Annotated in this window: 9 protein-coding genes; all 9 read left to right on the top strand. The window is 72.0% G+C overall.

What is annotated here, in order from left to right:
• Positions 1-96 precede the first annotated feature (96 nt).
• The gene (locus tag Sp245p_RS04210) at positions 97-2,283 is read left to right on the top strand and encodes a VWA domain-containing protein (protein WP_129557152.1); all 2,187 of its coding nucleotides are present in this window, start codon (positions 97-99) and stop codon (positions 2,281-2,283) included.
• A 16-nt stretch (positions 2,284-2,299) separates the two neighbouring features.
• Positions 2,300-3,688: an SrfA family protein gene (locus Sp245p_RS34790; protein WP_109138371.1), complete on the top strand. Its 1,389-nt coding sequence runs from the start codon at positions 2,300-2,302 to the stop codon at positions 3,686-3,688.
• A 108-nt stretch (positions 3,689-3,796) separates the two neighbouring features.
• Positions 3,797-6,808, top strand: a complete 3,012-nt coding sequence (locus tag Sp245p_RS04200; protein ID WP_109138370.1) for a virulence factor SrfB — start codon at positions 3,797-3,799, stop codon at positions 6,806-6,808.
• A 14-nt stretch (positions 6,809-6,822) separates the two neighbouring features.
• On the top strand, positions 6,823-9,510 hold the full coding sequence (locus Sp245p_RS04195) for a virulence factor SrfC family protein (protein WP_014241387.1): 2,688 nt from the start codon (positions 6,823-6,825) through the stop codon (positions 9,508-9,510).
• Positions 9,511-9,524: 14 nt separating this feature from the next.
• The gene (locus Sp245p_RS04190; RefSeq protein ID WP_014241388.1) at positions 9,525-10,601 is read left to right on the top strand and encodes a tetratricopeptide repeat protein; all 1,077 of its coding nucleotides are present in this window, start codon (positions 9,525-9,527) and stop codon (positions 10,599-10,601) included.
• Positions 10,598-12,598 carry a vWA domain-containing protein gene (locus Sp245p_RS04185; RefSeq protein ID WP_014241389.1) on the top strand — a complete coding sequence of 667 codons (2,001 nt, stop codon included), beginning with the start codon at positions 10,598-10,600 and terminating at the stop codon, positions 12,596-12,598. The genes Sp245p_RS04190 and Sp245p_RS04185 overlap by 4 nt, the downstream gene beginning before the upstream one ends.
• Positions 12,599-12,602: 4 nt before the next feature.
• Positions 12,603-13,364, top strand: coding sequence for an ABC transporter ATP-binding protein (locus tag Sp245p_RS04180; protein ID WP_014241390.1), 762 nt, complete (start codon positions 12,603-12,605; stop codon positions 13,362-13,364).
• Positions 13,361-14,614, top strand: coding sequence for an FtsX-like permease family protein (locus tag Sp245p_RS04175; protein ID WP_014241391.1), 1,254 nt, complete (start codon positions 13,361-13,363; stop codon positions 14,612-14,614). Before Sp245p_RS04180 ends, Sp245p_RS04175 begins: the two co-directional genes overlap by 4 nt.
• Complete coding sequence (locus Sp245p_RS04170) at positions 14,607-16,178, top strand: formylglycine-generating enzyme family protein (RefSeq protein ID WP_014241392.1); 1,572 nt, start codon at positions 14,607-14,609, stop codon at positions 16,176-16,178. The genes Sp245p_RS04175 and Sp245p_RS04170 overlap by 8 nt, the downstream gene beginning before the upstream one ends.
• Positions 16,179-16,209: the final 31 nt, after the last annotated feature.

Raw genomic sequence — 16,209 nt, 5'->3', positions numbered from 1 at the left:
TTAGCAAGACAAAGGTTCGTTTGTAACGCGTGAAATGTAGACCTATACTTCGCGCACGAGATCAACAGCCTCATCCAGATTGCGCGGTTGGCGGCCATGGCCGATACACGGATCACCACCACCGACTCTTCCGGCACCCGCCGGTTGGGCCTGCATGGACAACTCGCGGTGTCCATGCACCGGCAGCTGGCAACCATCCTCGGCAACCGGTTGGGGCCGCAGCACGCCCGTTATTTTGCCCGCCCGGTGCTCAACCCGAATGGCGGGCGGATCGACTGGTACGCGCCGCTCGCCGGAACCGTCCGCCCGCTGACGGCGCTGCCGGCCGGGGAGGCCGAGCGGCTGGCCGCGCAGGCCCGGCAGATCGAATCGGACATCGCCCAGCTCGCCGCCAAGCTCAAGGCCGAGGGCCAATCCGCCGAGCTGGTCGGCCGCATGCTGGAGCTGGCGCTGATCACCCCCGGCCAGCCGCTCCCCCATCTCTACGAGATCGGCGGCCAGCCGGTGCTGACCCTGTGGGGGCACGAGGCCGAGGGAGCTATGGGGCTGAGCGACGCGTCCGCGCCGTCCGGCCCGACCCCCGCCACCCCGTCCGCTGCGGACGCCACGGGAGCGCCCTCCGAACGGCCGGACTCCCCCGCGACCCGGACACCCGACGCCGCCGGGACAAGGATCACCAGCACGGGCCCATCCGGCACGCGCCGGCTGGAGTTGGAGGGGCAGCCGGCGGTGTCCATGCACCGGCAGCTGGCGACCATCGTCGGCAACCGGCTGGGACCGCGACACGCCCGTTACTTTGCCCGCCCGGTGCTCGCCCCGGACGGCAGCCGGATCGACTGGCATGCGCCGCTGTCCGGGACCGCCCGTCCACTGACGGCGCTGCCGGCCGGGGAGGCGGAGCGGCTGGCCGCGCAGGCCCGACAGATCGAATCAGACATCGCCCAGCTCGCCGCCAAGCTGAAGGCCGAGGGCCAGCCCGACGAGCGGCTGGGCCGCATGCTGGAACAGGCGCTGGTCACCCCAGGCCCGTCGCGCGCCCATCTCTACGAGGTCGGCGGCCAGCCCGTGCTGACCCAGTGGGGGCACGAGGCCGAGGGGACGGCAAGGCCGGGCGGCGCGGGCGCGCCATCCTCCATCCCGGAGTCCGGCACGGAGTCCGCAAGGGCAGGGTCCGTTCGCCCCACGCTTTCGCCGGCTGCCGAAGCCGGGGCGCTCGGCGCCACCGCGGGCACCCCGGCCCAGCGAACGCTCCGGGGCTGGCTGACATGGCTGCTGCCGCTGCTGCTGGCGCTGTTGCTGCTGTTCCTGCTGCTGCGGGCGTGCGAGCCGCTGCCCCCGGTGGTGGTCGAAGCCCCCGGAGCCGTGCCGGCCGCGCCGGCCGGCAACGGCGACGCCCTCGCCGCGCTGGAGAGCGAGGAGCAGGCCTTGCGCGCCAAGCTGGCCGAACTGAACCGCTCCCGTGCGGAGGAACTGGCGCAGTGCGGACCGGTCCCCCCGGCGGTCCAGCCGCCACGGGCGGAGCTGTCGCCGCCCCCCGCCGCCCTCACGCCCGCCCCTTCATCACCCGACATCGCAGCACCCGCGCCGGCGGCGCCCGAAGCGGCACCGCCCCCGCCGCCCCCGCCGCCGAAGCCGAAGCCGCAGGCCGCGCAGGCGCCCCCCGCCGAGCCGAAGCCGCAGCAGCCGCCGAAGAGCTGCAATCCCACCTTCGCCCCCGGCGACGAGCCGGAGGTCGTGCTGATCGTCGACGGCTCGAAAAGCATGGACGAACGCCATCTCGGCCCGCAGACCCGGATGGATCTGGCGCGGCGCTCCATCGAGCACATGGTGCGGGGCCTGCCGAAGCCGGTCGAGGTCGCTCTGGTCGAGTTCACCACCTGCACCGACGTGCAGCGCGACAAGTTCTACTCCGCTCCCGAGCGCGACGCCCTGGTGCGCGAGGTGCAGCGGCTGACCCCGACCGGAGGAACGCCGCTCGCCCGCAGTCTGGAACGCGCCGGAAACATCGTGTCCAGCGACGCCGAGGCGACCATCATCGTGGTCAGCGACGGCGACGACACCTGCCACGGCGATCCCTGCGCGGCCGCCCGCGCCATCAAGGCGCGCAAGCCGCGCGTGACCATCAACGTGATCGACCTGTCCGACCAGAGCGGACGCGCGACCGTCCAGTGCATCGCCAAAGCCACCGGCGGCAAGGTGCTGTCGCCCAATTCAGGCGCTGACATGCTGCAGAAGATGCAGCAGGCCACGCGCCAGCCCGACGTCCGTCAATGCGGTCCCTAAGCCAATGCAGACCTCCATGCGCACCGGCCCCCTCCTCGTCGCCGACTCGGTCGACCGCTTCCAGCCGCTGGGCGCCTTCGGGCAGCCGGTCTATCTGAGCCACACCCAGCTCAAGGCGGCGGTGCGCCAGAAGCTGGGGGCGCGCTACGCCAACTACTTCGCACGGCCGGACCGCGACCCGCAGGGGCGCGCCATCCGCTGGCTGTCCGACGTGCCGGGAACCGTGCTGCGCTGGCGCGACCTGCCGCAAGGCGAGCAGGTGGCCGCCGCCATGGAACTGCATGAGATGCGCGGCGCGTTCCAGGGCTACCTGGCGGACCTGCGCGGCCAGCCCGGCGCATCGCGCGAAGCGGCGGCCTTCGCCAGCCTGCTGGAAAACGCGCTGCTGGTGCCGGACGACGAGCATCTGTACTTCGTGAACGGCCAGCCGATGGTCAGCTTCTGGGGCTTCCGCCACGGCGAGGGCGCCGGGTTCGACGCGCTGACCGTCGCTCCGGCGATGCCCGCCGCCGCTCCGGTGCCGGCTGCCGCCGCGGTGACGCCGGTGGGGGGCGCCCGCTGGCCGTGGTGGACGTGGGCGCTCGGCCTGCTGGCGCTCCTGCTGCTGCTTGGCCTGCTGCTGTCGCTGTGGCGCGGCTGGTGGCCCTTCGGCCTGTCGCTGCCCGGTTTCCAGGTTCCGGGCATCGAGCGCCCCGCCACCCCGGCGGTGACGCCGCCGGACGCCGGGCTGCCCGACAGCAAGGCCGACCCGGTCCGGCCCGAGGCGGGCGTGCCGGCAATTCCGCCGGCGGTCACGCTGGTGCCGGCACCCTCGCTCGCGCCCACCCTGCCCATTCCGTCCGGTCCGGCGGCCGGCGCGCCGGCGGCGCCGGTTCGGGAGGGTCCCGAGCCCGCAACGCCGGCTTCGCCGACGGCGACTCCCTCCACTCCGCCGGCCCCCACCCCACCGGCCCAAGAACCGCCCGCTCCCACGCCGGTTCCGGTGCCCGAAGAGGCGCTGCGTCCGCCCGCTCCCGGCGCCGAGCCGCCCGCCCTCGCCATCCCGCCCGAGTCGGAGCGGACCGGCGGAGTCGCCTTCCTGGAAGGCTGGTGGCGCACCCGCAACGGGCTGGTGAACCAGAAGGACAAGACGCCGCTTCAGCAGTTCTACCGCTTCGACAATCAGGGCAAGGGCGAGGTGGTGGTCCGCCGCGCCGACGGCACGGAGTGCCGGGCGCCCGCCCAGGCGGTGACCGGCCCATCGGGTCTGGACGTGACCGAACTGGGCGAACCGACCTGCCCGGACGGCACCAAGTTCGGCCGTTCGCGCACCACCTGCCGCCGCGACGCCGCCGGGCAAACCCAATGCTTCGGAGTCAACGACGACGGCAGCACCTATCGCGTGCCGGTCGAGCGCCTGCGCTAGCGTTGCGCCACACGTGCACGGCGCACCTCTCGCTCGCGTTGTAACCGTCCGATCTTTCCGTCTAATCTACCCCGCAAAAGGCTCACGCCGGGTTTCCGAGGTCTGCGCATGCCGTTGAACGAGTTGACCAAGTTTCCGAACCTCGTCTCCGTGATCCCGGGGAGCGGAATCCAGTTCCTGGACTTTGGCTTCTCGCTGCCGAAGGACGCACCGGTGCCGCGCGACTGGGGTTTCTTCGAGGAGCGGACGGCGGCACTGAATGACGACACGATGCCGGTCCTGGTCCGCCGCGGCGACGAGGAGACCAACCGGCAGGAGCGCTACTCGATCAACGTTCAGCAGGTGGTCCAGATGATGGACCGCAACTGGATGCCGATCCCGCTGTTCCGCGAGGAGATGGGCGGCGGCTATTTCCGCGGCCCCACCAACTGGGCGCGCGGCTGCCTGGTGGCGCTGGACGAGCCGGACGCCGACGGCAACGCCTACCGCTTCGTGCTGGCGCTGGACACCAACTTGGCCGACTTCTTCGAGGAGGAAGCCTACCTCGCCCCGTCCCCCGAGGACGCCCGCAACGGCCGCAGCTTCTCGCTGCCGTCGCGCCGCGACCCGCTGGACTGGTTCCTGCGGGAGCCGTGGTTCAAGGACTGGTGCCTGGAAGCCTTCAAGGAGATGGTCGAGCGCGACGAGCGCCGCCGCGCCGGATCGCGCCACGTCCAGCCTTTGTCCTCGGACGAGCTGCTGGAGCGCATGGAAGGCCCGCACGAGCACATCGCGCGCTACAAGGCCTTCATCGACCTGCTGCACGCGCTGGACATCCTGCCGAAGCTGAAGGTGGTGGACCGCCTGACCGAGCCGCGCCCGGCGCCGGTGGACGTGGACATGGTCATCGACCTCGGCAATTCGCGCACCTGCGGCCTGCTGATCGAGACGGAGCCGGACCAGCTCGGCGCCGACATCACCAAGGCGGTGAAGCTGCAGCTGCGTGACCTCAGCCGCCCCGAATACGTCTACAGCGACCCGTTCGAGAGCCGGCTGGAGTTCAGCCGCGCCTCCTTCGGACGTGAGCACCTGTCGCTGCGCAGCGGCCGGCCGGACGCCTTCTCCTGGCCGACGGTGGTCCGCGTCGGGCCGGAGGCGACCCGCCTCGCCAGCCTGCGGCGGGGCAGCGAGGGCTCGACCGGCCTGTCCGGGCCGAAACGCTATCTGTGGGACGAGGACGCGCGCGAGGACAGCTGGCGCTTCAACGCCGCCGACGTGCACGGGGAGCAGGCGCCGGTGGCGACCGGCGTGGCCTTCACCACGCTGATCAACGACTACGGCGAGGCGATCCACGGCATCGACATGGCGATGGAGGGCGCGGACATGCGCCTTCTGCCGTCCATCCGCGCGCTCTATTCGCGGCGCAGCCTGATGTCCTTCGTGCTGGCCGAGGTGTTCCTCCAGGCGCTGTGCATGATGAACTCGCCGTCCCACCGGCTGCGGCGGCGCAACGCCGACCTGCCGCGCCGGCTGCGCCGCATCATCATGACCATGCCGACCGCCATGACCCTGGCCGAGCGGCAGATCCTCCAGCAGCAGGCCGAGGCCGCGCGCGACCTCGCCTACCTGTCGCTGGGCCTCGCCGACATCGACTTCGACGAGAACGGCGCGCAGAAGCCGGTGCCGAAGCCCGACATGCGCCTGCCCGAGGTCATCCTGAAATGGGACGAGGCCAGCGCCACCCAGGCGGTCTACCTGTACGGGCAGGTGGCTCTGCAATATTCCGGCGACGCGCGCGCCTTCTTCGACGTGATGCGCCATCCCGGCAACGCCGCCGACCCGCAGACGCGGGACTCGCTGCGCGTGGCCACGCTGGACGTCGGCGGCGGCACCACCGATCTGGTCATCACCAGCTTCCGCGCCGAGGGCCAGGGCGCCAACGTCACGCTGTTCCCCAAGCAGGAGTTCCGCGAGGGCTTCAACCTCGCCGGCGACGACGCGCTGTTCCAGGTGGTGCGCGAACTGGTGCTGAAGCCGATCCGGCAGGCGCTCGCCGACTCCGGCCTGGGCGAGCGCGCCGAGTCCGTGCTGGACCGCCTGCTCGGCGCCGACCATGGCGAGATGCACGTCTCCGACCAGCTGCGCCGCCAGCAGTTCGCGGCACAGGTCGCGGCGCCCATCGCGCTGGGCATGCTGGCGCATTACGAGACGTACGACCTCACCACGCCCCGCGAGGCGGAGCTGCGGCCCTTCGCCAGCTTCTTCACTGCCGACAGCAAGCCCAACGACGCGGTGGTCGCCTACATCAACCAGGAGGCGGCGCGCCAGGGCGCGCGCGGCTTCGACCTCCAGCAGGTGGTTTTCCTGGTGGACGACGCGGAGACCGACCGCGTCGTCCGCTCGGTCTTCCAGGAGATGCTGCGGGCCTTGAGCGAGGTGGTGTGGCGCTACCGCGCCGACGTCCTGCTGCTGGCCGGTCGGCCGTCGCGCCTGCCGGCGGTGCGCGACATCCTGGTCGAGGCCGGCGCCCTGCCGCCGCACCGCATCGTGCCGCTGCACCGCTTCCGCGTCGGCCAGTGGTACCCGTTCCGCGGCCAGAACGCGACCATCGGCGACCCGAAGACCACGGCGTCGGTCGGCGCCATGATCTGCCTGCTGGGCGAAGGGCAGCTCCAGAACTTCAACTTCCGGTCCGACGCGCTGCGGCTGGGCTCGACCGCGCAGTTCTTCGGCAAGCTGGACCGCAACAACCGCCTGCTGGAGGCCGACGTCTATTACCGCGACATGCGGCTGGACGCCGAGGATTACGACCTGCCCGACGCGCCGTTCCAGTTCCGCGGGCCGATGCCGCTGGGCTTCCGGCAGTTCCCGGTGGACTGGTGGCCGGCGACGCGGATGTACAGCCTGGACTACGCCAACAACGAGGTCGCGGCCGAGCTGAACGCCCGCACGCCGCTGAACGTCACGCTGCGCCGCCGGGCGCGGGACGTGAAGAAGCAGGTGGTGGACAGCTTCGAGCCGGCCTCGATCATCGACGCGCTGGGCCGCACCGTGCCCAAGAACAAGCTGCGGCTGCGGCTGCAATCCATCGACGACCAGCAGGGCTATTGGCTGGACACCGGCATCCTCCTCGACAAGTGACGTGAGGCGACGACGTGAGTGAGTTTGCGAAGGATCTGGTCGGCGCCGCGCGCCGCGTCGCCGAGGGCAGCGGACAGGCCCGCCGCTGGGTCGAGGAGGTGCGCGCCTCCGCGGTCAGCGTCGCCAACGAGGCGCACGGGCTGCGCGCGGCGACGCGCCGGTCGGAGAATCTGGCGCGCAAGCTGATCGGCGCGGCCGGACGGCGCAACTGCGTGGGCGTCTTCGGCCCCAGCCAGGCCGGCAAGTCCTATCTGGTGTCGGCGCTGGCGCGCAGCCGATCCTCCTCGCTGACCGCGGATTTCGGCCGCGAGAGGCGGGACTTCCTGACCGAGATCAACCCGCCCGGCGACCGCGAGTCGACCGGCCTCGTCACCCGCTTCACGGTGCACCGCGACGGCCCGGTGGACCCGGATCACCCGGTGGAACTGCGGCTGCTCAGCGAGACGGATCTGGTGAAGATCCTCGCCAACAGCTTCCTGTCCGACTTCGACCCCAACAACATGACGGTGAAGCTGCCGGACGAGGCGGAGATCCGGCAGGTGCTGGCGACCGCCGAGGCGGAGGCGGCGGGAACCCCGGCGGCGCATCTCGACGAGATCGCGCTGTACGACCTCGGCGAATATTTCCAGCGCAACTTCGCGGCGCGCATCCGCGCGCTGGACAACACCGATTATTGGGAAGGGGTGATCCGCCACGCCGCCCGCCTGACCCTGGCCGGGCGGGCGCGGCTGTTCGCCATGCTCTGGGGCAATCTCGGCGCCTTCACCGACCTGTTCCTGACGCTGGCCGGCGCGCTTGAACGGCTCTCCCACGCGCCGGACGCGCGCGCCGCCCTGACCGCCCTGGTGCCGCGCGAGACCAGCATCATCGACGTCGAGGTGCTGAAGCGCGGGCTCGGCACGCCGGAGGACGCGCGCGACCTTGTCAGTGTCCGGCCGCTGGCCGGCGGCACGCCGGGAATCCCGGTGGCGCTGCCCCGCGCCACGCTGACGGCGCTGGTGGCCGAGCTGAAGATCGTCATGGCCGACACGCCCTGGCCCTTCTTCCAGCACACCGACCTTCTGGACTTCCCCGGCGCGCGTTCGCGCCTCAAGCTCCCCTGCCTGCCCTCGGACGACGGGGAGAAGACCGCGCAGGTTCGCGAACTGCTGCTGCGCGGCAAGATCGCCTACCTGTTCCAGCGCTTCACCGAGGAGCGCGAGCTGACCGCCATGCTGCTGTGCATGCCGCCCAGCACGGCGGAGGTGAAGGACCTCGCCCCGATGGTGCGCGGCTGGATCGACGTGACCCACGGCGCCACGCCGGAGGCGCGCGCCCGGGCGCGCACCGCGCTGTTCCTGATGCTCACCAAGTTCGATCTGGAGTTCGTGGAGAAGGGCGGCGAAACCGCCGAATCCCGCCGCGGCAAGTGGGACCGCCGCCTCGGCGCCTCCTTCCTGGAGCTGTACGGCAAGGACGGCTGGCCGGAGAACTGGGACGGCAAGCCCTTCGCCAACACGCTGTTCCTGCGCAACCCCGGCATGAAGCAGCTCCATCTCATGGACTACGTCGACCAGCAGCGGCTGGTCGAGGCCGGGCCGTCCGCCGCCCAGGCCGACGTGATCGCGGAATACCGCGCCGCCTTCGAGAACTCCCCGCTGTGCGCCCGCCACGTCGCGGACCGCGGCATCGTGTGGGACGCCGCCTTCAAGCCCAACGACGGCGGCGTCACCTTCCTCGTGGAGCGGCTGAACGCGGTGCTCGACCCGGCGCTGAAGGAGGCGCAGATCCGCCAGCGCCTGCAGGAGGAGGCCGCGCACCTCGAGGCGAGCCTCAAGCGCTTCTACCACGCCGACGACGACGCCTCGCGCCGCGAGCGCGAGCAGGCGCTGAACGCCACGCGCGTCCGCCTCAACCAAGCCATGAAGCCGACGGACTACACGCTGTTCGGCCATTTGCTGGAGCGCCTGCAGGTCCGCGAGGCCACGGCGCGCGAGATCTTCCTGAACGCGGCGGCGCTGAAGCTGGACCGCCTCGCCCCGGCTCCGGCCGAGGTTCCGCCGCCGGTGCCCGACGACGATCCCTGGGGGGCGCCGGCCGCCGCCCCGGCTGAGGCGCCGCCAGCCGCCCGCCGGCCGCCACCCGACCGCCCCGCGGTCTTCGCCGAGCAGGTGATGAACCATTGGACCGAACATCTGCGCGCCCTGTCGCAGGACGCCGGCCTGTTGGCGCGGCTCGGCCTGCCGGCCGCCGCGCTGGACGACCTCGTGCAGGAGGTGATCGTCGGCGCCCATCGCCGCGGGCTGGGCGACGCCATCGCCGAGGGCGTGCGCGCCCAGGTGCAGGCCGCCCACACCCGCTGGGACGACGTGGTGGACCGCGCCGTCGGCATCGCCATGATGCGGCTCAACGACTACGTCGCCTGCCTGGGATTCGCCGAGCTGGACGAGGCCGCCCGCCCCGGCTTCCCCGAGGCGCCGCAGCCCCGCGCCCGCGCCATCTTCACCCCGCCGCCGGTGCCCGCCGGCCTGCCGCCGCTGGACGGCCGCCGCCTGCCGATGGAGCGCGACCGCTTCATCGACTGGGGCGTCGCCTTCCGCCAGCTCGGCCTCGACAATGTGAGCTTCGCCGGCGGCCGTGAGATCGGCGAGGCCCACAACCGCGCGCTCGGCGAAATCCTCGCGACCATCGCGATCGCGCAGCCCACCCCCATCACCGCCTGACGGACCGTCCAGCCATGCCCGCGCGCGCGACCCAGCCCTCCACCTACCCCGGCGGCCGAGCCCTGATCGAGGTGATCGGCCCGCCCGACCGCTTCTCCGACCCGGTCGAGATCGCACTGCTGCACCAGATGGGCGGGGTGGACAAGGCCAAGCACCTCGACCCGCGCACGCCGGACGATCCCTGGAAAAGCGCCGTCTTCTGGTTCCAGCCGGAGGCCGTCGCGCGCGCCGAGGGCCGGCTGTCCTTCGACCTCGATCACGGGGTGACCGCCCATCTGCGCCCGAACATCCCCTACGTGATGCGGGTGCGCGGCGCCGGAGGGGCGGTGGTCGAGGAACGGCTGGTGTGGAAGGCCATCCGCGGCAAGTCCGCCCCGCCCGTGTGGACGCCGCCGAAGGGACCGGAATGGCCGAAGGAGACGGACGGAGAAGCACCGGCCGGCCCGGTGGAACCGCTGGAACCGCAGGAGCCCCGGACACCGGTCGTGATCGAGACGGGGCCGCGCCCCACCGGGTCCGCCGGAACCGGCAAGGCCCCCCCGTGGGGCGCCATCGCCGCGGGCGTGGTGCTGCTGGCCGCGCTCGCCGGCGGCGGCTGGTTTTTCATGCAGAACAAGGAGTCCGAACCGGCGCCGGTCGCCGAGGCGGCCAAGCCCGCCCTGACGCCCGCCCTGACGCCGACGACCGTCGAAGAGGCGCGCAAGCTGGTGCAGCAGGGCACGCCAGCCGGCGACGCCTACGCGGCCGGGGAGCGGTTCCGGCAGGCCAAGGCGCTGGACGGCGCCTTCCTGCTGTTCCGCCACGCCGCCGAGCGCGGCAGCGCCGAGGCGGCGATCGCGCTGGGCACGATGTACGACCCCGCCACCCATTCCGCCGAAACCAGCCCGCTGCCCTCGGCCAACCCGACCCAGGCCGCCGAGTGGTACCGCCGCGCCGCCGAGGCCGGCAACGCCGAGGCGCAGTTCCGCTACGGCCGCCTGCTGATGAGCGGCCAGACCGACAACCCGCAGGGACCGGACGCCGGCCTCGCATGGCTGCGCAAGGCGGCGGACCAGGGGCACGCCCAGGCCAAGGAGGCACTGCCGAAATGATCGCTCCCATCTCTGCCGCATCCTTCCGCGCCGCATCCTACCGTGCCTTCACGGCCGCCGCCCTCGGCGTCGCCCTGCTGGCCGGCACCGCCGTGCCCGCGCTCGCGCAGGCCACCGGCAAGCGCGCGCCGCTGCTGATCGAGGGCAAGACCGCGCTGCACCAGCGCGTGCTGACCCGGCCGGGAGCGGTGCTGGCCGCGGCCCCCGGCGGCACCGGCAAGACCGTGCCTCCAATGTCCGTCTTCTTCGTCTACGACCGCAAGGAGCAGGGCGGGAAGACCTTCCTGGAGGTGGGCGCCGACAGCGAGGGCAAGACCGCCGGCTGGGTGGAGGCCGCCGACACCATCCCCTGGCGCCACACGCTGGTGATGGCCTTCACCAACCCGGCCAACCGCGAGCGGGTGCTGTTCTTCAAGGACCGCAAGGGCCTCGTCGACCTGCTGAATTCCGACCGGCTGCTGGTCGATGCCGAGGCCGCGCGCCAGCAGGTGGCGTCCGGCGCGGTGCCGGCCGACAGCCCGATCATCTCGGCCGAGCCGGAAACCTTCATCGATCTTCAGAAGCAGTTCTACCTGCTGCCGATCCTCGAGGCGAATTCGACGGTGCTGAAATCCGGCTTCCGGGTGCGCACGGTGCGCGTCGCCTCGGTGACCAAGGAGAAGGAGGAGCCGCTGGCCCCAGCCCCAGCCCGCCGCGGCAATCCCGAAGCGGAACTGGCCGACTTCCGTTCCGGCGTGGTGTTCCTGGTCGACGCCACCTCCTCGATGCAGCCCTACATCGATCGGGCGCGCACGGCCATCGAGCAGGTCTACCAGCAGGTCGAGGCCGCCAAGCTGAACGACCGCGTCCGCTTCGGCATGATCGGCTATCGCGACGACCCGCAGAAGTCCAAGGGGGTCGAGTATCTGACCCGCACCTTCGCCGACCCCAACAGCACGGCGACCAAGTCGGCCTTCTTCGACTCGATCAAGGGCGTGTCGGCCTCCACCGCCTCCACCCGCGCCTTCGCGGAGGACGGCTACGCCGGGCTGGAGCAGGCGATCCGCAGGATCGACTGGAAGCCGTTCGGCGGCCGCTACGTCATCTGGTTCACCGACGCCAGCTCGCGCGAAGGCACGTCGCCGCTGGCCAGCACCGGTCTGTCGACGGCGCAGATCCGCCAGCTCGCGCTGGAGAACCGCATCGCCATCTACGTGCTGCACCTTCAGACCGCCGAGGGGCGCAACGACCACCAGACCGCCCGGTCCCAGTATGAACGGCTGAGCAACTTCCCCAACGTCGGCTCCCTCTATTTCCCGGTGGAGGCCGGCGACGCCGAGGCCTTCCGCAGCCAGGTGCAGCGCCTGTCCGAGCTGCTGGTCAATCAGGTGAAGACCGCCCAGGCGGCCGCAAAGCCCGATGCGCAGCCCGCCACCCCGGCGGCCGACCGCATGGCGAAGGCGGCGGAGGACGTGGGCAAGGCGATGCGTCTGGCCTATCTCGGCGAGGTGCAGGGCACCAAGGCGCCGGCCATGTTCGAGGCGTGGGCGTCCGACCGCGACTTCCGCAAGCCGGACATCGCGTCCTTCAGCGTGCGCGTCCTGCTGACCAAGAACCAGCTCAGCGACCTCCAGGCCACGCTGCGCAAGGTGGTGGAGGCCGGCGAGCGCGGGCAGATCGACCCCGGCGACTTCTTCAACCAGCTGCGCAGCGCCGCCGCCGCCATGGGCCGCGACCCCAACCGCATCGCCCAGGGCAAGGCGCGCAACCTGGAGGAGACCGGCCTGATGGGCGAGTATCTGGAGGGCCTGCCCTACCAGAGCCGCATCATGTCCATCGACCCGGACGGCTGGGCCCGCATGGGCGTGGGGGAGCAGCAGGCGATCATCGACGACGTGAAGTCGAAGGTGGCGTTGTACCAGCGCTTTCACGACGACGTGGACCGCTGGGTGACGCTGCACGACAAGGCATCGGCCGGCGACGCGGTCTATCCCGTGCCGCTCGACAGCCTGCCCTGACGCCATGACCGAACCGCTCGTCGATCTCCAGGACTGCGTCCACGAACGCGCCGCCGGAAGCGACCGGTTCCGGCTGGCGGTGGAGCGCTTCACCCTGTGCCCCGGCGACCAGATCGCCCTGGTCGGCCCGAGCGGCTGCGGCAAGAGCACGACCCTCGACCTGCTCTCGCTGATCGTCGCCCCCACGCGGGCCGGGCGCTTCACGCTGCGCATGCCCCAGGCCGGGACGCTGGCCGGGACACTGGCCGAACCGGTCGACGTGATGGCGCTGTGGCGTCGCGGGGCGCGCGACCGGCTGACCGCGCTGCGCGCCGCCCACATGGGCTATGTTCTGCAGACCGGCGGGCTGGTGCCGTTCCTGTCCGTGCGCGAGAACGTGCTGCTGACGCGCCGGGCGCTCGGCCTGCCCTGCCCAGGCCCGGCGGTGACGCTGATGGAGACGCTGGGAGTGGCCGAGCTGGGGCGCCGTCTCCCCCGGCAGATCTCCATCGGCCAGCGCCAGCGCGTCGCCATCGCCCGCGCCCTGGCGCACCAGCCGGCGGTGATCCTCGCCGATGAGCCGACCGCGTCGCTCGACCCGTCGCTGGCCGAGGGAACCATGAAATTGCTGAGCGCCGTCGCCCGCTTCCAGAAGGCGGCGCTTGTGGTGGTCACCCACGACCATCGCTTGGCCGAGCGGACCGGCCTCACCGTGGTGGAATGCCGCACCGGCGCCGGAGCGAGCGTCGTTCGCCACGACTCCGCAAGGGCCGAGGCGGCGGCATGATGGCGCGCGTCACCCAGCTCTTCCGCCTCGCGCTGGCCGACCTGCGGGTCGAATGGCCCATCGCGCTGTGCCAGGTGATCGCCATCGCTGCCGTGCTGACGCCGTTGCTGGTGCTGGCGGGCCTGCAGCAGGGGGCCATCGGCACGCTGATCGACCGGCTGAACCGCGACCCGGCCATGCGCCTCGTCGTGCCGGAGGTGACCGGCGGCCACCGCTTCGACCACGCGTGGTTCGCCGCCATGGTGGCGCGTCCCGAGGTGGACTTCGTCATGCCCGCCACCCGGCAGATCGCCGGCCAGATCGACCTGCTGCGCGACGAGGCATCGGGGAGCCAATCCAGCGGCCAGCCCAATGGACGGGGCGAAGCGCGCGTCACGCTGCTGCCCACCGCCCCCGGCGACCCGGTGACCGGACCGCACGCCGCCGCGGCGGCCATGGACGGCGTGATCCTCAGCGCCCGCGCCGCCAACCGGCTGGGCGTGACGGTGCCGGGCGCCCTGGTGACCGCCTACGCCGAGCGCACCCGCGGCGGCAAGGCCGAGCCGCTGGCCTTCCCCCTGCGCGTGGTGGCCGTTCTGCCCGCGCAGCGCGACGGCGGGATGAGCGCCTTCGCCGCCCTGCCGCTGGTGCAGGCGGTGCAGGACTTCCGCGACGGAAAGGCCGTGCCGGCGCTGGGCGCCACGGCGGGCGACCCGGCCGGACCGGCCGCCGACTACCCGCTGTTCCGGCTCTACGCCCGCTCGATCCGCGACGTGCAGGCACTGGCGGCCGACTTCCAGGCCAATGGCATCGCCGTCGCCACCCGCCAAGCCGAGATCGCGTCCACCCTGACGCTGGACCGCAATCTGCGCGCCATCCTGCTGATCATCGCGACCCTGTCGGTGGCCGGCTACGTGGTGGCGGTGACCGCCAGCCAGTGGGGCAACCTGCGCCGCAAGCGGCGCGACCTCGCGATCCTCAACCTCACCGGCTACGGCAGCGGCTGGCTGGTCGCCTTCCCGGTGGCACAGGCCGCCATCCTGGCGCTGATCGGCAGCCTCGTCGCCGCGGCGGCCTTCGTCGGGGCGGCGGCGACCATCAACGGGCATTTCCAGGAGAGCATCGCGTCGGGCGAGGCGGCCTGCCGGCTCGGCGCGCCGGACCTTCTGGCGGCGGCGGCGCTGACGCTCGCCCTGTCGCTCCTGCCCGCGGCGGCCATCGGGCTCGCCTGCCGCCGCATCGAAACCAGCGAGGAACTGCGCAGTGTCTGACCGCACACCGATCCTGCCCGTGCTGGCGGCGCTGCTTGCTGCCGCTGCCGCTCCTGCCCTCGCCGCCGAGCCGGCCAAGCCGGCCACACCGGTCAAGCCCGACTGGGCGGAAGCCCTCTACAACCCGCAGCCGGACAAGGAGGATCTGGTCCTTCCGATGCCCTGCGGCGGCGCCATGACCTTCCGCAAGGTGGCGGTGCCGGCCGAGGGGGTCCTGGACGACCGGCGCGTCGAGCTGGGCGGCGGCGAGGCGAAGTTCGCCTATTCCGAAAACAGCCGGCGCGACTATGTGGCCGGAGGCTTCACCGACTCCAAGGCCCGGAACCTGCGCTTCTTCTATCTCGGCAAGTACGAGGTGACGCGCCAGCAGTTCGACGCGCTGTCGGGCGGCGCCTGCGCCGAGCCGGGCGACGAGGCCCGCCTGCCCAAGGTGCAGGTGACCTGGGCGGAGGCCGTGGCCTTCGCGGGCGCCTACGCCACGTGGCTGGTCAAGAACGCGGCCGACCGCCTGCCGGCCGAGGAGGGCGCGTCCGGCTTCGTCCGCCTGCCCACCGAGGCGGAGTGGGAATTCGCCGCGCGCGGCGGCATCGCGGTGTCGGAGAGCGTCTTCGTGCAGCCCGCCTTCCCGATGCCGGAGGGGCCGGAACGCTACGTCTGGTTCCAGGGCAGCGAGTCCGCCAACAACGAGCTGAACGCCGTCGGCCTGCTGAAGCCGAACCCGCTCGGCCTGTACGACATGCTGGGCAACGCCGGCGAGTTCGTGCTCGACCCCTTCCGCCTGAACAAGCTGTCGCGGCTGCACGGGCAGGCCGGCGGCCAGACGGTGAAGGGCGGCGACTTCCGCACCCCGCTGGCCGACATCCGCAGCGCCGCGCGGGAAGAGTTCGTCCCGGTCGACAAGCGCGGCGAGCGTCGCTCCCCCTCCACCGGATTCCGCCTCGCCCTCGCCGCCCCCAGCCTGCCCACCACCCAGCGCATCGGCACGGTGCGCAAGGCGTGGGAGGATCTGCCGAAAGCCGCGGCGGCGGCCATCGCCGGACCGCAGGACGACCCGGTCAAGGAGGTCGAGGTGCTCCGCGCGGCGGTCGAGGACCCCGCCCTCAAGCAGCGCATCGGAAACCTGTCCACCGTCATCAAGTCCAGCATCCAGACCAGCAACGAGCAGCGCGCCCGCGCCGCCCGCAGCGAGATCCGCGTCGGCGCGTACCTCGCCCGCAAGCTGGCCGACGACAAGCGCATCATCGCCACCAAGGAACGCCAGATGGAGGCGCTGTCGACCGCCAACCAGCAGCTCAAGGACGGCATCCGCCGGGCGCTGGAGGCCGACCGCGCAGCCCTCGACTTCAACCTCGGCTACTACATCGACACGCTGACGCAGCTGAACGCCGAGTACCCGGAAGGGCTGATGCTGGCCCAGGCCGAGGGGCTGAAGCGCGAGTTCGAGGCACGCGACCTCGCGGCGCTCAACGGCTTCATCGACCTCTGCATCCGGCACGCGGCACGCCTGCGCGCCGACGGGAAGCTCGACCGACCCAACACGCTGGGGGAAATCCCGGCGCCATGACCAAGACGACCGAAACGACGCCAAAAAGGGG

Origin of the sequence: Azospirillum baldaniorum (assembly GCF_003119195.2) — a bacterium.
In the GTDB taxonomy this organism is placed as follows: domain Bacteria; phylum Pseudomonadota; class Alphaproteobacteria; order Azospirillales; family Azospirillaceae; genus Azospirillum; species Azospirillum baldaniorum.
The sequence above is the reverse complement of the archived record's forward strand: the minus strand, read 5'-3'. Positions and strand labels throughout refer to the sequence as shown.